This window comes from Methylobacterium organophilum (assembly GCF_022179465.1).
In the GTDB taxonomy this organism is placed as follows: Bacteria; Pseudomonadota; Alphaproteobacteria; order Rhizobiales; family Beijerinckiaceae; genus Methylobacterium; species Methylobacterium organophilum.
In genome coordinates this window covers 1-17773 of the sequence record NZ_BPQV01000022.1, presented here as the reverse complement: position 1 = coordinate 17773, position 17773 = coordinate 1, and the positions used below count along the sequence as shown (strand labels likewise).

17 protein-coding genes are annotated in these 17773 nt (G+C 69.9%); 8 read left to right on the top strand and 9 right to left on the bottom strand.

The genetic code is table 11. The annotated features are described in order from the left end of the window. Positions 1-259 precede the first annotated feature (259 nt). Entirely contained in the window at positions 260-1093 is an 834-nt protein-coding gene (locus MFF21_RS23630) for an outer membrane protein (RefSeq protein ID WP_238315044.1), read from the bottom strand. Between the two features lie 348 nt (positions 1094-1441). On the opposite strand from MFF21_RS23630, the gene MFF21_RS23625 reads away from it, so the two are divergent. Together MFF21_RS23625 and MFF21_RS23620 are read left to right on the top strand one after the other, a co-directional pair. Further along, a complete protein-coding gene (locus tag MFF21_RS23625) occupies positions 1442-1747 on the top strand; it encodes a hypothetical protein (protein ID WP_238315043.1) in 306 nt (101 codons plus the stop codon). A 281-nt stretch (positions 1748-2028) separates the two neighbouring features. Then, positions 2029-3588 carry a zinc finger domain-containing protein gene (locus MFF21_RS23620; RefSeq protein WP_238315042.1) on the top strand — a complete coding sequence of 520 codons (1560 nt, stop codon included), beginning with the start codon at positions 2029-2031 and terminating at the stop codon, positions 3586-3588. Positions 3589-3959: 371 nt separating this feature from the next. Here the strand turns inward: MFF21_RS23620 and MFF21_RS23615 are convergent, their stop codons facing one another. From MFF21_RS23615 to MFF21_RS23590, 6 genes are all read right to left on the bottom strand, one after another. After that, on the bottom strand, positions 3960-4430 hold the full coding sequence (locus MFF21_RS23615) for a DUF411 domain-containing protein (RefSeq protein ID WP_238315041.1): 471 nt from the start codon (positions 4428-4430) through the stop codon (positions 3960-3962). Positions 4431-4480: 50 nt separating this feature from the next. After that, positions 4481-7645, bottom strand: a complete 3165-nt coding sequence (locus MFF21_RS23610) for an efflux RND transporter permease subunit (protein WP_238315040.1) — start codon at positions 7643-7645, stop codon at positions 4481-4483. Beyond that, positions 7642-9168: an efflux RND transporter periplasmic adaptor subunit gene (locus MFF21_RS23605; RefSeq protein ID WP_183667256.1), complete on the bottom strand. Its 1527-nt coding sequence runs from the start codon at positions 9166-9168 to the stop codon at positions 7642-7644. Before MFF21_RS23605 ends, MFF21_RS23610 begins: the two co-directional genes overlap by 4 nt. Then, positions 9168-9659, bottom strand: a complete 492-nt coding sequence (locus MFF21_RS23600; RefSeq protein WP_238254885.1) for a FixH family protein — start codon at positions 9657-9659, stop codon at positions 9168-9170. The genes MFF21_RS23605 and MFF21_RS23600 overlap by 1 nt, the downstream gene beginning before the upstream one ends. Before the next feature lie 298 nt (positions 9660-9957). Then, positions 9958-10356 carry a hypothetical protein gene (locus MFF21_RS23595; protein ID WP_183667254.1) on the bottom strand — a complete coding sequence of 133 codons (399 nt, stop codon included), beginning with the start codon at positions 10354-10356 and terminating at the stop codon, positions 9958-9960. 135 nt (positions 10357-10491) lie between these two features. Beyond that, on the bottom strand, positions 10492-10776 hold the full coding sequence (locus tag MFF21_RS23590) for a hypothetical protein (protein ID WP_063111115.1): 285 nt from the start codon (positions 10774-10776) through the stop codon (positions 10492-10494). Positions 10777-10978: 202 nt separating this feature from the next. On the opposite strand from MFF21_RS23590, the gene MFF21_RS23585 reads away from it, so the two are divergent. From MFF21_RS23585 to MFF21_RS23570, 4 genes are all read left to right on the top strand, one after another. Next, positions 10979-12187: an RNA-guided endonuclease InsQ/TnpB family protein gene (locus tag MFF21_RS23585; protein WP_183667253.1), complete on the top strand. Its 1209-nt coding sequence runs from the start codon at positions 10979-10981 to the stop codon at positions 12185-12187. Positions 12188-12400: 213 nt separating this feature from the next. Next, positions 12401-12766: a hypothetical protein gene (locus MFF21_RS23580; RefSeq protein ID WP_183667252.1), complete on the top strand. Its 366-nt coding sequence runs from the start codon at positions 12401-12403 to the stop codon at positions 12764-12766. Continuing rightward, on the top strand, positions 12763-13275 hold the full coding sequence (locus MFF21_RS23575; protein WP_183667251.1) for a hypothetical protein: 513 nt from the start codon (positions 12763-12765) through the stop codon (positions 13273-13275). The genes MFF21_RS23580 and MFF21_RS23575 overlap by 4 nt, the downstream gene beginning before the upstream one ends. Before the next feature lie 110 nt (positions 13276-13385). Then, entirely contained in the window at positions 13386-13658 is a 273-nt protein-coding gene (locus tag MFF21_RS23570) for a hypothetical protein (RefSeq protein WP_183667250.1), read from the top strand. 65 nt (positions 13659-13723) lie between these two features. Here the strand turns inward: MFF21_RS23570 and MFF21_RS23565 are convergent, their stop codons facing one another. Both MFF21_RS23565 and MFF21_RS23560 read right to left on the bottom strand, forming a co-directional pair. Further along, positions 13724-14374 carry an NrsF family protein gene (locus MFF21_RS23565; RefSeq protein WP_012454454.1) on the bottom strand — a complete coding sequence of 217 codons (651 nt, stop codon included), beginning with the start codon at positions 14372-14374 and terminating at the stop codon, positions 13724-13726. Next, entirely contained in the window at positions 14371-14925 is a 555-nt protein-coding gene (locus tag MFF21_RS23560) for a sigma-70 family RNA polymerase sigma factor (protein WP_183667249.1), read from the bottom strand. The genes MFF21_RS23565 and MFF21_RS23560 overlap by 4 nt, the downstream gene beginning before the upstream one ends. 433 nt (positions 14926-15358) lie before the next feature. Between MFF21_RS23560 and MFF21_RS23555 the strand changes: the two genes are divergently transcribed. Both MFF21_RS23555 and MFF21_RS23550 read left to right on the top strand, forming a co-directional pair. Next, positions 15359-15601: a hypothetical protein gene (locus MFF21_RS23555; protein ID WP_157914193.1), complete on the top strand. Its 243-nt coding sequence runs from the start codon at positions 15359-15361 to the stop codon at positions 15599-15601. Between the two features lie 276 nt (positions 15602-15877). Next, positions 15878-16249, top strand: a complete 372-nt coding sequence (locus MFF21_RS23550) for a DUF305 domain-containing protein (RefSeq protein WP_096485543.1) — start codon at positions 15878-15880, stop codon at positions 16247-16249. The last annotated feature ends 1524 nt before the right edge of the window (positions 16250-17773 follow it).

The following is a 17773-nucleotide window of genomic DNA, read 5'->3' as shown; positions in this document are numbered from 1 at the left end:
GAGCAACACTGCGCGAAGAACCGCCAAGGACCCAGAGACCCTCTCGTACCCAGGCCAATCCTTGCACAGGCCGCCAATATCGGCAACGCACGAACACTTCTGCTGTTGGTGGAGCGTCCGAAGCCGTTTCCTGGCGATTTGAGGCTGCAAGCCAGTCGCCCCTGCCGGGCGCGCGCCCCCATCCTGCCCGCGTGGTGGCCGCCGTCCCGGCTCGGGGGAGCCCGCCACCGGCGCGAGTGCCGCGCGGGACCGCGCGACCTCAGTACCGGCGCACCAGCGGCGGCTGCTCGGCCGGGGCGGTCGTGGCCCATGGTGCCCAGCGCAAGCCGAGCTTCACGTCGTGCGAATCGACGTTCTTGAAGGTCAGCGCCTCGCAAGACCCGCACTGGCCGGCATAGTTGTAGACCGTGCCGGTCTTTCCGTCTCCGAGACTGAGGTAGCGGTATGCGAGCTCGACCGTGAAGCTCGGGCTCACCTCGTAGCCGACACCCGCGTGCAACGCCCACGCGAGGTTCGTCTTCGAGCCTGCTTTCGCGTAGGCGAGGCCCTGCGTGACGACGTTCGTGTCCTTGAAATTGTCGAGCGTGAGCCGCACCGCGCCGACGCCGGCGCCCAGGAACGGCGTCAGGCCGTACCAATTGCCGAGATCGACGTAGCCATTGAGAAGCACGGCCAATTCACGCTTCGACGCGGTGTACTCGTCGGTGCCGTACCCGAGCGGCAGGCTCGCGTCGCGGTAGCGCTCAAGACCGGTGAACGCGGCGGCGCTGCGATACTCGCCCGTGACGTCGGCCCGGAACCACCGGCCGAAGCGGTAGCCGGCGCCGCCGCCCGCGAGCGGGGCGCCCGCGAAACCGAGATTGACCTTCTCGATCGTCCCGAGCGCGTCCAGGCTGTTGGAGAGCCGTTCCACGGATTGGTTGCTGAAACCGATGTCGCCGCGGAGGTAAAAGCCCGACACCTCGGCCTCCGGCGCGAGCGTTCCGCGCAGTTCCGGCACCGGCGCGGCCGGCGGCAGGTCAGCCGCGTGTGACGGTGCCGCGAACGTCGCGCAGATCAGGCCGCAGCCGAGCAGGCCGAGCGTTCGCGCCATTTCACCGATTCCACCCATCGTCCGGGCCCTCACCCGCAGTCCTCGTCAGCGAACCCTCCCACGGCACGGTTGATGTCCCCTTAACGTACCCCATGGGGGTAACGACCAACAGGTTGCTGCCATCGACGGCGGGAGCTGAGACCTTCGCGGATTTCGGTGTGCGCGCCGCGCTCCACGACGAGGTAATTCGGCCCGGACAGTCTTAAACTTCCCCCATCCCGGGGGCTTCGCGGTTCAGCCATGCCGATTAACCCCCCAGGGGTGTGCAACCGTTTCCGGCCGCTCGCGCGTTACTCGCTCCCGGACAGGGGATCTCAACTGCAGGAAACGGCCCGGGAGGGATGCGCGATGCGCAAACGAGTTCTCTACGTCTCCGCGCTCACCCTGGTTTTCACTCCGGTCGGGGCAGGTGCCGTGGGCCTTGGGATGATACCGCCGCCCTACGGCGCGGAGTCCGATCACGGTTCGAGCGCCGGCCTCGCACCGACCGCCAAGACACTCCGGGTACATAATCGCCTGGTCTTCCTGGGCTGCGTTTACTCCTATCACGAGTGCGAGCATCTCGCCCACGACCGCGGTTTCGACAACCACTTCACACGCCACGATCACGCCACCTGTCACCATGGCCCGTCGTACGCCCGCTTCGGCCAGTAGGAACCCAGGCGGCCTTCGCTTTCGCCGCGGGACGAGTGCGTGCGTAGACGGCTTCAGGGATGGCAGCACGTCGACCCAGGCGTCCGGTGCCGTTCGGCCCGAACGTACATCGGGCCAGCCGGTCCGGGCACGTCGTTGCCGGGTGGCGCCGGCAAGTCTAGAAGGGCGCGCCCGGCCCGAGCCGGTGGGCCGAGGGGTGACCGCCGCGTCGTCTCCCTCGGCGGGCGACCGTCCCTGGCCGGCACGCCAAAGACTGTTTCGACGGACGCTAGAGCCCCCGGATGGCAAGCAACACCAAGCCCGAAGGCAAAGGGAAGCTGTCCGAGGTCGAAGCGGCGATCCGCCTGCGAATGTCGCCGGAACTGCTCGAACACTTCACGCGCTACGGGGCCAAGGCCGGCATCCGGCGCAAGCTCGCGTGCGAAACCGCGGACGGGCTGCGCTGGTACGAGGAAGCCGAGCTCGCCGCCTTCGACAAGTTCCTGCGGGAACCTTGGCCGGTCAAGGAAGGCAAGACGCGTCCGTCCATGCCGGACAAGATCCGCCTGGAGATCAAGCTTGAGGCGAACTGCGGCTGCGCGATCTGCAACCACGGCGCGAACTGCGAGGCCGCGCATATCGAGCCCGTCTCGCAAACCCTGAGCCACCATCCCGCCGGTCTCATCTGGCTCTGCCCGAACCACCACACGGACTTCGACAAGGGCCTGTACATGCCCCGCGACGTCGACCTCGCGACCGTGCGGGCCGTGAAGCAGATGCTCGTCAACCGGCGCGTGCGGGGGTGGACCATCGAACGGAACGCGAGCCTCGCCGTCCTGCAACTCGTTCGGCAGATCGAGGAGATCGGCGGCCTGCTGGCCAACGCGCAGTTCGCCGCGGCCCACGACGCCGCGGTTGCCCTTGCTGAACAGGACATCGTCGCGCTGGAAGAGACCGCGAGCAGGGCCGCGACCGCGAAGCCGACGGCCGGTCCCGTCGGTCGGTCCTACGGCAAGTTCGCGGCCAAGGTCGCTAGCTCGGCGAAGGGAGCCCGTGCGCTGCCCGGGGCTCGGATACCGACGTTCGCCGCGGCCGTCGTCGAGGCGCGGGACGAGTTCCTGCGGGACGCCTCGATGACCGCCTGCCCGCTCTGCGGGGGTGCGGGCTCGTGGGACGGCTCCGATTGCCCGGCCTGCGGGGGCGAAGGCTACATCGGCACGGCGGAGGCCCGCCGAATCGACGTATCGGCTTACCAAGCCGTCGATTGCCCGGTCTGCGATGGGCTGGGCCAGCGCAAAGGGAGCCTCTGCACGGCATGCGGCGGCGAGCGTCGCATGCAGCGTCGCCACGCGGAAGCGGTCGACGCCAGGGACTACCAGGAAGTGCCCTGTCCCGTCTGCGCGGGCGTCGGGCGCCGGCATGGCGAGGAGTGCCCGGCCTGCGGCGGCGAGAGGTCGATGGAGCGGCACGTCGCCGACAGGATTGATCCAACCGCATACGACGAGGTCGATTGCCCTCTCTGCCACGGAAGCGGGCGACGGGACGGCCTCGATTGCCCCGTGTGCCGCGGCGACGGGCGGGTCGAGGCACGGCACGCCGAGCGCGTCGACCTGTCGGACTACGCCGAGGTGCCGTGCCGCCTCTGCGGCGGCAGCGGACAGGTCAACGGCTACGACTGCCCACCCTGTGGCGGCGACGGGCGCATGGAGCGGCAGCTGGCGGACCGGTACGACTGGTCCCAATATGACTTGGTGACGTGCCCGAGCTGCAAGGGGACGGGGCAGCGGCATGATTTCGATTGCCGGTCCTGTGGCGGCGAGGGTCAGGTGTACCGGCGGCAACTCGCTTGGATCGAGGATTAGCGGCGCGACCCTGCCGTTTTGCCCGAGGTCCCACGCGAGGGCGGCCGGCGCTTCGACCGCCCAGTCCCAAGGCCTCAGGATGGCTATCGTCACCGCACGCAATCCTCAGCTCGACGAGACCGTCGGTGTCGCAGCCCCCCCGAGGCCCTCGGCAAGAGCCGCCTCGGCTCTCCCGTCCCGTGGCGGACGTTGTCGAGGCGGCCTAAGCCGGCCGATGTCTTGCTCGTGTTGACGATGGCGACGGCGATGCACGGGCCGACGCCGCAAGCCACGCCGTCGTCCTCGTTGCGCTCGAAGGTCAATGTCGCGGCGGTCCGGTCGATCTCGGTCAAGAAGCCCCCTGCTTGCCACGGCGGGCGCGCCATGCCCGGCTAGACGGCCTGCGCACCGCGAAAACGCGCGAAGGTGTTGCGCACGCCAGGGCCGAACAGCACCACCTCGTAGGTGGCTGGCTCCACCCCTTCGACCTCCATGCCGGGCGAGCCGACCGGCATGCCGGGCACGGCGAGGCCGGTGCCGGGAGGATTCTCCACCAGCAGCCGCTTGATGGCCGACGCAGGCACGTGCCCCTCGATCACGTAGCCGCCGACCTGGGCCGTGTGGCACGAGGCCAGATCCCGAGGCACCCCGAGCCTCGCCTTGACCGGGTTCACGGGGGCGTTCACGACCTGGACGCGAAAACCCTCGTCGCGCAGGTGCTTGACCCAGTCCTCGCAGCAACCGCAGCTCGGGTCCTTCGTGGCGACGACCTCCGGCAGATCCTCCGCCCACGCCGCCTGTACGCCGGCGGCCGCCAGGCCGAGGACCACCATGCGTCGGGACGGCCGGAAAAATTCGCTCATAATCAACTCCTGTTTTCTCACGGCCACGGGGACGGCCCGTCCAGCCACGCTCACTCGGCGGCCCGGGGGAGGCCCCCGTGCACGGCGGCCCGCCGTTCCTGCCGAAGCGTCGGCCTCCGTTCCTTCACCAGCCCGTAGATGGCCGGGATCACGACGAGGGTCAGCACGGTCGAGGAGACCATGCCGCCGATCATCGGCACCGCGATGCGCTGCATGATCTCCGACCCCGCGCCGGTGCTCCAGAGGATGGGCAGCAGGCCCGCCATGATGGCGACGACCGTCATCATCTTCGGGCGCACCCGCTCGACCGCGCCCACCATGATGGCTTGGTACAGGTCCGCGCGCGTGGTCTCCCGCCCGGCGGCGAGGGCCGCGGCCCGACGCTCGTCCCAGGCATGGTCGAGGTAGACCAGCATGATCACGCCGGTCTCCGCGGCGACGCCGGCGAGCGCGATGAACCCGACCGCCACCGCCACCGACATGTTGAAGCCCATCCACCACATCAGCCAGACGCCGCCCACGAGGGCGAAGGGCAGGGACAGCATGACGATGAGCGTCTCGGTCAGGCGCCGGAAGTTCAGGTAAAGGAGCAGGAAGATGACGAGGAGCGTCACGGGCACCACGATCTTCAGCCTGGCCTCCGCCCGCTCCAGGTACTCGAACTGGCCGCTCCACTGGACGCTTGTGCCCGGCGCGAGCTGGATCTCCTTGGCGACCGCGTCCCGGGCCTCGGCGACGTAGCCGCCGAGATCGCGCCCGGTTATGTCGACGAAGATGTAGACGGCGAGCTGCCCGTTCTCGGTGCGGATCGAGGTCGGCCCCCGGGTCAGCTGCACCTTGGCCACCTCGCCGAGAGGCACCGTGCCGCCGGCCGGCAACGGCACCTGCACCTCGGTGGCGATGGATTGCGGATCCGAACGGAAGGCGCGGGGATAGCGCACGTTGACGGTGTAGCGCTCGCGGCCCTCGACCGTGTTCGTGACGCTCTCGCCTCCCAGCGCCGTCGCGATGACGTCCTGCACGTCCCCGACCATGAGGCCGTAGCGCCCCAGCGCCTCCCGGTCCGGCGTGATATCGAGGAAGTAGCCGCCGATGACCCGCTCGGCGTAGGCGCTCGACGTGCCCGGCACGTTGCGCACGACCGCCTCGATCTGTCGGGCGACCTTCTCCATCTCGGCCAGGTCGGTGCCGTAGACCTTGATGCCGACCGGCGTGCGGATGCCGGTCGAGAGCATGTCGATGCGGGCTCGGATCGGCTGCGTCCAGGCGTTCGACACGCCCGGGAACTGCAGCGCCTTGTCCATCTCGGCCTTGAGGCTCGCCAGCGTCACGCCGGGACGCCACTCCGCCTTCGGTTTCAGGGTGATGATCGTCTCGAACATCTCGGTGGGGGCCGGGTCCGTCGCCGTCGAGGCACGCCCGGCCTTGCCGTAGACCGACGCCACCTCCGGGAAGGACTTGATGATGCGGTCCTGCGTCGCCAGCAGCTCCCCGGCTTGGGTCAACGAGATGCCCGGCAAGGTCGTGGGCATGTACATCAGGGTGCCCTCGTTCAGGTCCGGCATGAACTCGGAGCCGAGCTGGCGGGCCGGCCAGAGGGTCAGGCCGAGCGCCGCCACCGCCAGCAGGATGGTCAGCACCTTGGCCCTCAGCACGACCTTGATGACCGGGCGGTAGACCCAGATCAGCAGCCGGTTCAGCGGGTTGCGGTGCTCGGGGATGATGCGCCCGCGCACGAACAGCACCATCAGGGCCGGCACCAGGGTGACCGACAGGAGCGCCGCGGCGGCCATAGCGAAGGTCTTGGTGAAGGCGAGCGGCCCGAACAGCCGCCCCTCCTGGCTCTCCAGGGTGAAGATCGGCAGGAAGCTCACCGTGATCACGAGGAGGGAGAAGAACAGCGACGGGCCGACCTCTGCCGCCGCTTCGACCAGGATCTCGACCCGGGGCCTGCCCGGCGGCGCCCGCTCCAGGTGCTTATGGGCGTTCTCGATCATGACGATGGCGGCGTCGATCATGGCCCCGACCGCGATGGCGATGCCGCCCAGGCTCATGATGTTGGCGCCGATCCCGAGGAGATGCATGGCGCCCAACGCCATCAGGATGCCGACCGGCAGCATCAGGATGGCCACCAGCGCGCTGCGCAGGTGAGCCAAGAACACGATGCAGACGAGCGCCACGATGACGCTCTCCTCGACGAGCGTGTGCTTCAGGGTGTCGATGGCCGCCTCGATCAGCTGCGAGCGGTCGTAGACCGCCAGGATCTCGGTGCCCGCCGGCAGGCTTTTCGCGACCTCCGCGAGCTTCGCCTTGGCGCCCTCGATAACGGTGAGGGCGTTGGCGCCGAAGCGCTGCAGGATGATGCCGCCGGCCACCTCGCCCTCGCCGTTCATCTCGGTGATGCCGCGCCGCTCGTCCGGCCCGAGCTCGACCCGGGCGATGTCCCGCACCCGCAGCGGGGTGCCGGCCTCCGTCTTCAGGACGATGTTCTCGATGTCGGAGACGCTTCTGAGGTAGCCGCGCCCACGCACCATGAACTCGAACTCGGAGAGTTCGACCGTGCGGCCGCCGACGTCGGCGTTGCTCGACCGGATGGCGTCTCGGAGCCTGCTGAGGCTGATACCCTGGGCGCGCAGCCGGTTCGGGTCGACGACGACGTTGTACTGCTTCACGAAGCCGCCGACGCCCGCGACCTCGGCCACCCCCTCGGCGCGCGAGGCGCCGAAGCGGACGACCCAGTCCTGCAGCGAGCGCAGCTCGGCGAGCGTCTGCTGCTTGGCCACGATGGCGTACTGGTAGACCCAGCCCACCCCCGTCGCGTCGGGCCCGAGCGTCGGCGTCACCCCGGCCGGCAGCCGCTTGCCGGCCGCGCTCAGGTATTCCAGCACGCGCGAGCGTGCCCAGTACGGATCGGTGCCGTCCTCGAAGATCACGTAGACGAACGAGACCCCGAAGAACGAGAAGCCGCGCACCACCTTCGACCGCGGCACCGTGAGCATGGCGGTGGTCAGCGGGTAGGTGACCTGGTCCTCGACGACCTGGGGCGCTTGCCCCGGGTACTCGGTGTAGACGATGGTCTGCACGTCCGAGAGGTCCGGGATGGCGTCGAGCGGCAGGGTGCGCACGCTATAGAGACCGGCCGCCACCGCGAAGACGGTCCCGATCAGCACCAGGACGAGGTTGCGGGCCGACCAGCCGATGAGGCGCGCGATCATTCCGGGTTCTCCTCGGCCTGCGCCCGGGGCTCGGCGGGGGACTTGGGCGCCGCCATGCTCTGCAGCGCCGCCTTCAGGTTGCTCTCGGCGTCGATCAGGAAGTTGGCCGCGGTCACGACATGCTCGCCGGCCTGCACGCCCTCGCGGATCTCGGTGTAGCCCTCGCCGCGGGCGCCGATCTTGACCTCGCGCGGCTCGAAGCGGCCCTCGCCCTTGTCGACGAGCACGACCTGGCGCGCGCCCGTGTCGATGACGGCATCGTTCGGGACCGCGACGACGGGCTTCGTCGCGCCGGTCCCGATCTCGACGTCGGCGTACATGTCGGGCAGGAGCACCCCGTCGGGGTTCGGCAGCTCGATGCGCACGCGGGTGGTGCGCGTTTGCGTGTTCACCTGCGGGTAGATCAGACCGACCTTGCCGACGAAGTCGCGCCCGGGGAGCGAGCGCATGCGCACGCCGACCGGCTGGCCGACCTTGACGCTGCCGAGGTCGTATTCGGGCACCTCGGCCAGCACCCAGATCGTCGAGATGTCGCCGATCCGGAACAGGGTGTCGCCGGCCGCGGCCTTCATGCCCTCGACGGCGGTGCGCTGCAGGACGAGGCCGTCCCGAGGCGCGGACCAGGTGATGGCCATCGGCACCTTCCGGGTCCGCTCCATCTCGTTGATCACCTCCTCCGAGACGTTCAGGTTCTGCAGCCGCCGCCGGGCCCCGTCGAAGCCGGGATTGGCGATGAGCTGGGCGGCGGCCGCGTTGATCTCGGGCGAGTAGACGTGGACCAGGGGCTGGCCCTTGCGCACGCGGTCCCCGGTCGTGACGTTCTCGACGTGGTCGACGTAGGCGTCCGACCGTGTCGCCACGACGGTGACGCGCCGCTCGTCGAGGGTGACGGTGCCGGGCACCCGCACGGCGCGGCTGACGACGCGACGTTCGGCCCTCTCGGAGCGGACGCCGGTGCGCTGAACCTTGCCGGGCGAGATCTTGAGGGTGTTGCCCTCCTCGGCCTCGCCCTCGTAGACGGGGACGTAGTCCATCCCCATCGAGTCCTTCCTCGGCACCGGCGAGGTGTCGGGCAGGCCCATCGGGTTGCGGTAGTAGAGGATTTTCCGGCCCCCGGCCGGGGGCGCGGCGTAGGTGGCGTTCGCCGTGGCCTCCTTCGCGGCGGGCCGGGGCTCGAAGTCGACATCCCCGCCGACACGCACGGGAAGGTAGTCGCGTCCGTCGGGCGTCCGCGCCGGGGCGAGCGCGTAGGCCGCCTTTCCGTCGGGATCACGGTAGTAGAGGACGGGCGCATCCGCGGCCGCGGCCGGCTTCGCGCCGCGACCGACGAGCGGGCCGGAGACCGACGGCGGCAACCATGCCGGCAGGGGCCATCCCGCCGCGCCGGCCCTCAGCCCGGCAAGGGCCCCGCCCGCGACGGCGAGGGGCAGGAGGACGAGGCCCGCGACCCACGCCCTCGCATGGCCGCCCCGGGGGGCGCGCTCATGGTGCCGCGCCAGGTGGATCGGTGTCGTCTGGTCCATCACTCGACCGCCCTGAGCACGAGTTGGTCGTGGACGGTGCCGGTCTCGCCCGGCACCTTCGCGGCCAGCGAGAGGCGCCAGCGGCCCTCCATCGTCAGGCCGGCCCTGAAGGCGTGGATGCCCGGTCCTGGGCTTGCCTCGGGCTCCAGCTTGCCGGTCATCGTCGGCATCCCGTCGGGCGCCATGTCGAGGCGGCGCGCGTAGACGAGCGCGTCGGCCACGGGCTTGCCGACGCGTGCGTCGAGCAGGCGGACCCTGAGGGTCGCCTCGCCCGCCTTGGCCTCGGGATCCAGGAGCTCGAAGGCATAACCCTTGAGCTCCGGGGGCATGGGTCGCGCGGCCTGGGGCAGCCACGCCGCGACCGGTGCGGGAAGCCGCGTCGCGACCGCGTTGGGAATATCCCATGCGCCGCGCGCGAGCCCGTAGCCGGCGCCGGCTCCCGCCACGGCTCCTACGATGAGGACGAACCCGAGCAGGAGCCATGCGCCCATTCCGGCCGGCCGGCGCCCCTCCTGGTCAGCGGCGGAAAATCCTTCCCGTCCCGTCATGGCGCCATTCGCGGAGCCGGGGGGATGGGGAAGCGCGCCGCGCGGCTCGGGGCACGCCGGATGCGCCGGGGTCCCAGGGGCGGGACGCGGCGGGGATGCGGGATGTTCGATGGACACGGGGATGTTCCTGTTCCGGAGCGTCTGGACGCGGGGCCTCGACCGTTCGGACCGCCGCGAGGCGGCGATGCGCGAAGGCTGCCGTGCACGCGCGTGCACGGGGCGGCACCGCTCTCGGGCGGGCTCAGGAACGCGGTTTGGGAGGGGGGGCCTGCGGGGCTGCGGCCAAACTTGGCCGGGTATGGTCCTGCCGAACGGGCAGGAGGACCGGGGCGACCAGGGCATCACCGGCAAGTGGGGTAGGCAGGATCCCTGCTACGATCTTCGCGGCGCAGGCCGCCGCGAAGGGGCAGGCCTTGGTGTCGCGGCAGTCCGGGTCCGAGGGTGCGGGATCGCAACACGGCATGTCGGCAGGCATCGGCGCAACGTGCGGCGACGCGACGTCGTCCTGCTGCGCGACGATGTCCCGGTAATCGCCGCCCGCGAAAGCGCGCGCCTGCGCGGGGGCGACAAGCGCCCCAGCAACCAGGCCGAGCACGGCGAGGGCCGTGAGCAGGCGCGCTATGGTGGATCGGATCGACATCCACTCCCAGGATCCCACTGATCGGGGGCCTTGCCTAGCCCCGGACGCGCCGGGCTCGCGACAAGCCCGACGACGACAAGTTCGCAAATGCGGGCCCGCGGGTTACAGCCGCGTGCGCAACGTGCGCGACGCTGATCAGAACGCGGGTCCGCCCGAAGTGGCGCCGAGGTTCTGAGCCTCGGCGGGACGCTCGGGGAACTGGGCGTTCCCGCGCGTGCTGCTCCTCAGGTCCCGTCCCTGGAGATCACGCCCCTCCCAAACGCGGCCGAGGCTGCCCGTCACCTCGGGCGCGGCTCCCGTCGGGCCTTCCAGGACGCTCCAGCCCGCCGAGGGAACGGCCTCGCCGGTCAGCCTCGGGTGCGCCCAAGCGCCGCCGGTCATGAGGGTGGAGGCCACCAAGGTCGCAAGGATGTACTTCATCGAATGCTCCATCGTCTTTCGCGTTTGCCTTCACGGCGCCGCTACCGACGACTTCGGGACGCGCGGACGATGCGTTACAGTAGAAGCGCGGAAAGCCCCGCCCTTAAGGGCGGGGATGGATAGCGCCGGCGGCGACAGCCGCCATCCAGGCATCCGTACCAAGGCCCTTGCCTGCGTTCCGCTTCCGTTCTAGCCTTGGTCCGTGCTTCGCGTCCAGGCATACCGGTTCGTCCTCCGGCCCGACGGCGCGCAGGAACGGCTCATGAGACGCTCCTGCGGCGCGCGCCGCTACGTCTTCAACAAGGCCCTCGCCCTGCAGAAGGAACGTTACGCCGCCGGCGGGAAGCACCTCTCCTATGCCGACCTCTGCAAGCATCTCACCGCCTGGAAGGCCGACCCCGCCACCGCCTGGCTCAAGGAGGTGCACAGCCAGGTCCTGCAGCAGGCGCTCAAGGACCTCGACCACGCCTACCGCAACTTCTTCGAGGGGCGGGCCGAGCTCCCGCGCTTCAAGAGGAAGGGCAAGGACGACGCCTTCCGCCACCCGCAGAAGGTCGAGCTCGACCAGCCGAACGGGCGCATCCGCGTGCCCAAGCTCGGCTGGATGCGCTACCGCGCCTCCCGCGCCGTCGAGGGCGCGGTCGGGCAGGTCACCGTCTCGCTGAAGGCCGGCAAGTGGCACGTCTCGGTCCAGACCGAGCGCGAGGTCGAGAAGCCGGTCCACCCGTCGACGACGCTTGTCGGCATCGACGTCGGCGTGACGCGTTTCGCCACGCTGTCCGACGGCACCGTCATCGAACCGGCGAACGCGTTCCGCAAGGCCGAGGCGGCGCTCGCGAAGGCGCAGCGGGCGATGGCCCGCAAGACCAAGTTCAGTAGGAACTGGAGGAAGGCGAAGGCGAAGGTACAACGGGTCCAGGCACGCATCGCCCGCATCCGCTCCGACTTCCTGCACAAGGCCTCGACGACCGTCAGCAAGAACCACGCGGTGGTCTGCGTCGAGGACCTGGACGTGCGGGCGATGACGGCGAGCGCGGCCGGGACGGTCGAGGAGCCGGGCGTGAACGTCCGTCAGAAGGCGGGGCTGAACAAGGCGATCCTGGACCAGGGGTGGGGCGAGTTCCGCCGGCAGGTCGGGTACAAGCAGGAATGGCTCGGCGGCTGGCTGCTGCCGGTGCCGGCTCCGAACACGAGCCGGACGTGCCCGGAATGCGGGCACGTGGCGGCGGAAAACCGCCCGAGCCAGGCCGTGTTCCGGTGCGTGGCGTGCGGGTACGCGGCGAACGCGGACGACGTGGCGTCGGTCAACATCGCAAGGGCGGGGTACGCCCGGCAAGCCTGCGGAGAGACTTCGCCCGTTCGGGCGTCGGCCCAGGAACCCACCGAGGCGGGTCCGGCCCTCGCGGCCTGACACGCGGTAGGAATCCCCGCCCTCCAGGGCGGGGAGGATGTCAAAGAGACCGGTGCCAGACCCCATATCCGCGGGGACCGAAGTTCTGTGGAAGTCGAACCGAGCCCCAACTCCGACGTTGTCGGGTCTCCGGGCGTCGGGCATAATGCCCACGGTCCGAAACGCGTGTGGCTCCAGAGGCATCCCGTGCGTCCCGAGGTAAACAGGGAAGTCGTGAACGACCGTGCCAAGCTGATGATCCATCGGCTGGTGGCGCGTCGGCTCGCGCGCGACCCGGGCATCCTCGATAGCGCCAAGATGGCCGTCATGCGGCTTGAGGCGGACTACCCCGAGCGCACCTTCGTCTCCGAGTGGCGCGAGATCCTCGGGCAGCCGCCGGGGACGATCCGGCAACTCCTCACCCGGTGGGACGAGGGTATGCAGCGGCTTCGGCTGTCCTCGCCGTTCTTGGAAGGGGAGGGCGTGTCGTTCGTGCGCGACCCGAACGTCCGGAAGCGGATCTGGCGCCTGGCACGCAAAGGCGCGGCCGCCCAGCGCGCGGCGCATGCCGGCCGCCAAGGCTCCTCCGTTCCGGCGTGAGCCGTCCGATTGAGATCCGGACGGTCGCGGACCTGGAGCGCACCGCCCGCTCGCTGGCGTTGCACTTCAAGGCCCGCACCGTGGTGGTCGTCGGCAGCCAAGGCATCCTCGTAGGCTGGCCCGGCGCGCCGGTCACGATGTGCATGTCGCCCGAGATCGACGCCTATCCCGCCAACGCCCGGGCCTGGGAGGCAGCCCAGGACGACGACCTCGCGGAGGCATCCGAGGAGATCTCCGTCATCTTCGGCGAGGGCTCGCCCTTCCACGCGGCGCACGGTTTCTACATCGACGGCGTCGACGACCGCACCGCCCGCCTGCCGCCCTCGTGGCCCGCGCGCGGTGGTGCGGGAGGTGAGAGGCCACGGCACGGCGACTGTGACGGTGGTGGCCCCCGGCCCGGACGACCTGATCGTTTCCAAGCTCGCCCGCCTCGCCGACAAGGACAGGGACTACATCGCGGCCTACCATCGGGCCCGGCCTCTCGACCTTGCCGTCATCCAGGCGCGTAGCGGAATGCGGGTTCGAGGAAGTTCTGGCACAGCGTGCGCTCGCCTTCCTCGCCGGCCTTCCCTCGCCTCCCGGGCGCGCGACCGCCGCACCCGTGCGGGCAGGGGCTGTCGTGCCACCCCATCCCGCGGGGACGCACTGCGCCTTCCTCATGGACGAGGGCCGTTCGGTTTCGGTCCGCGCCTGGAACGAGGCGGCCGGGCTCTACGATATCCTCGACAATCCGCTCGGCCCGGCGGTCGTGGCGCAGGACGGGACGAGCGCCTTCCGGATCGACGGGGAGGCGCTCACGCAGGCGGCGTGGGACGCGCATCCGCGCGTCCGGGCCGCTCGACAGGGCGACCTGTCCGGGTACCCACGGCCGAACTGGAGGCCTCCGGGCTGACCCGCCCCTGAAGCGGGCGGCGGGCCGGGAGCGGTTCGCCCTTGCGTACGGGTGAGCCGACGGCCTTACCAGCGCAGCAGGCGAGGCCCGAGAAGCGCGCCCGCCAGCGTGCAGAGGGCAATCGTCCCGCCGTACCAGAGCGCGATGAAGGGCACGGTGTCGTCCATGCAGTGAATCGCGTAGCCCATCGCACTCACGCCGCCCGAGGCGAGCCCGACCAGGGCCCCGGCCCGGACGAGGTCCGTCGGCGCGCCGAACCTCCGGACCGCCCACATCAGGGTCGCGAAGGGGACCACCGCGATCACCGGGATGGAGACGAGGCATTCGAGCCACATATGGCCGGTGAGCATGGTCCCCCAGTGGGCCGCCGGCGCGTTGGCGAGGCTGAGGGCAGCGAGGACCATGACTGCCGCGAACGGCAGGGCCGCGATGCCGAGATGCACCCTCCTCTCGCCCCCTGGGCGAGCGATGCGACCGAGATAGCGCAGGGCCAAGCCACCGACGGCGAGGGCGAAGGCCAGCTTGGCCAACAGGAAGGTCAGTGACTTGCCTTCACCCAAGTCAGGCCGGACGCCCAATGCGAGAAGGGCGAGGCAGAGTGCCCCGGCGGCCCCGATGGCGGCCCCGAGCGCGATCCGCCGCAGCATGCCGGGAGACTTGGCAGGCTCGCTGGCGAAGCTCGCGCCGAGCAAGCCGATGAGTTCGTCGGTCTTCATTCCCCTTTGCCTCCTGCCATGGCGGCCAACGCCTTCAACCCGCGGTGGACGCTGACCTTGACGGCCGATTCCGACATGCCGGAGCGCGTCGCGGCCTCGGCCACGCTCAGACCTTCGACCTTCATGGCCCGGATCGCTTGCTGCATCTTGCCGGGAAGGCGACCGAGCAGGCGCTCGACGTCGAGCGTGCTCTCGACGGCGGCGTGGTCGTCGCGCGCGACCAGCTCGCTCGCATCCTCGACGGGTACGTCGGCGAGGGAGGCGCGCGTACGCCGGAGATGGTCGATGAGCTTGTAGCGCGCGATGGCGTAGAGCCACGGCGTGACCGGTTGGCCAACGTCGTAGGTGTGCCGTCGCGTGTGAACCGCCATCAACGTTTCCTGGACGAGGTCCTCCGCCTCCGGCGCGGCGCGTCCGGAGCGCGCGAGCTTACCCTTGAAATAGGCCCGCAGGTGGGGACCAAGTCGCTCCAGGAACAACCGGTAGTCCGCCGCGCTTCCGGCGAGGCCGGACGATAGCAATGCCCGCAACTCGTCTTCCTGACTGATCAAGACGCCTCTCTCGGCCACACCGCGAAGACGCGTCTGACCCGGCCATCAAACACGTCACCGCGGCTCGCCTCGCATTCGATCCGCGCGTGCCGGCCCCGGACACGCGCCCACCCGCCCGCGCAGCCTTCGCCGGGGCTAAGGCGAACCCGAGCCGCGAGCGGGCAAGGGCTCGACCACCGGAGCGGCCGGCCCGGTACCGCCGCCTCGCACGGACGCAGTGCCCGCCAGGACCAATCCGCAGGAAACGCGCAGATGGTTACAGGGCCCCACCTGCCCATTTGCCCACCCCGCGACCCAGCCCGCCCGCTGTCGGCCGGCCCCTCCATTTTGCTCGGAACGCTCGCGGAGGCAACAAAAACGCCTGTATACCCCCGGATCGTATATGGGGCCAAGCGCGTTCCTTGAGCCGCAGAACGACGATGGAGGTGAAGGGATGCCGAAACTGTTGCAGGTCGGGTTGCTCGTGGCCGCCGCGGCCGCATTCGGGTCCACGGCAGGGCCGGCGCGGGCGCTCGACGAAGTCGGGGCCGCCCACGGCGACCAACACGGCGCGGAGCGCCATGGACACGTCATCGAGCACAGGCAGACGCACGGCCATCATGGTGAGGCGGACCATCACGAGGAGCATCATGAGGTCGTGCGCGAGGGCGGCCACCACCGGGAAGGGCGTCACTGACACGGGGTGCCAAGCCCCGCCGACACCCTCATCCCGTCGCCCGTGGCCTTCTCGGCGACGGGCGCGCTCGTCGGGAGCTCAGCGTTCCCGTGGCGTCACCCCAGACCGCGGCTGCAGGACGCCGGGGGGGCTGGCGGGCGCGGCCATCCGGATGGCAGCAGGCTTGTTCGCGCCCGGCCTACGACCCAACCCAACAGAAAAGCGCGATCGGACGGCGAACCTGGATCACGCCGCCGGGTTGTACCCCCACAGGGTAAAACGAACAGAGAGGCTCGCATGAAGGTAGTGAGAACCGCACTCGTAGCCACGGCACTCATGGCTTCCGGCGCGACACCGTCGCTCGCCCAAGGCGGCCAGGGCGGGTCCATGTCGGGCATGGACATGAAGAACATGGGCCCTCTGCAGAAGGCCTCCATGGAAGCCATGGACAAGATGAACAAGGCGATGATGCAAGGCATGATGGACCCCGATCCGGACTTGGCCTGGATGAAGGGCATGGCGGCACACCACCAGGGCGCGGTCGACATGTCCGAGGCCGCCATCAAGCATTCAAAGGACGAGACGGTGGTGAAGGAAGCCCGGAAGACGAAGGAGGAAAACGAAAAGAGCCTGCGCGAGATCCAGGCCAAGATCCGGAAGGAGAAGTAGATCTTCCACCCCTGGCCTCGCTGCGGACCGCCGACGGGTCAGGGCAACGACTCGACGGCTCGGCGACGCCTTGTCTGGCGGGCCCGCTAGCTACGGTCCCGGCCAGGCTCTCCGCGGGCCGGAATCACCGCCGTCCGGGTCGTCGGGGTCAGGCTGGCCGAACAACTTCTCCCCGTCGCCGAAAGCGGACACGGCCACGGCCGGAGGAGGGAGCGTCCAGCCGACGTCAGAGGATCCTGTTGGCGCTCCCCCCTGCATAAGGGACACCTGCTGTCCGTGAACTCAGGCGCGCAGGCCAAGTGCCGCGCTTGCATCGTCCGGAAGTTCGGCGGCGAGGTTGCGCCGCGGCTGCGCCGGTGCCACCGGCCGATGTCGAGACAGTCCGGTTCTGTCTCGCCCACGAATGGCGGTTCGCCCAGGATCTGTTCCGCGCCATCCCGATGAGCTGTCCCGGCCCCGAGCCCAGGATCGGTTCGGCTTGGGTTTTCCGGGCCACGTCGGGCAAGCGCGGCGGCAGCCTGCCCGCTGAGAGCCGGGTTCCGCGCGGGTGGCGGCAGGCCGCGACGCCGTCCATCTCGTCGTGTCGTCCGACCGCTGCGGTCAGGCTGCGACCGGGCCGGGCGCAGACCGGGCCCGGAGCCGCTGGGACACCGCAATGCCGGGCTGGTCTCCCCGGGGCGCGGCCCCGGGGTCTTGGCCCGACCGCAGTTCGAGATTCGAACGGTCTGCAACCTTTTCCGCGTCGGCCCCGAACTCTTCCAAGAAGCCGCCAGCTTCTTGAGAAGAGGGAAACGTAGCCATGAACCGAGCTGTCCATGCCGCCCTTCTGGGCGCCGCCTTGATGGCCTGGATGCCGGGTAACGCCCTTGCCGGCGCCTGGGACAACGTCCCCCCTGCTTGGCGCAACGAACGGTATCAGAAATTGCGTCCCGCATTCCGCTCGCTCGACGACGGCCTGACGACCGGTTCGATCCGGCGCGCGCCCCAACGCCCCGTCACCGAGCGCCCCGAGCCGGCCGGCGCTCGGCGGTGAGACGAGGCCGCGCGGTCCGTGGTGCACCCTGGCGCGGCACCGAGGACAGGATCAGGTCGCATCGCGACCATCTCGGACCCGGCACCCGGGAGGCCGAGGGGGCGGGCGTCCTAGCCTCACGGGCCGGCGCCCTCTTGCCCCGGTCAGGACTGACATCGAGGCCCCGCCCAAAGCTCGGAAGGCAAGACCGGCGTCACGGGCGCCTGGGGAGATCCGCATCGTCGCGAGCCGGCCTAGGCCGCAGGCAATCGCACCCTACGCAGAGACGCCCAAGTCACGAGCCTCCAGAAGCCCGCCGGCACGATCTCGACACCTCTCGGCCGCCGCGCGGGCATGACCTGTGACCGAATTCCAACAGCGCCGAGGGCCGAGGCAGGTTCACATTAAATCAAAGTGTTCGTGCGTTGCCCGGCAAGTCCATCCGTGCGACGATTGGGTCGGGTTTTGGCAGGGTCTCTGGGTCCTTGGCAGTTCTTCGCGCAATGTTGCTT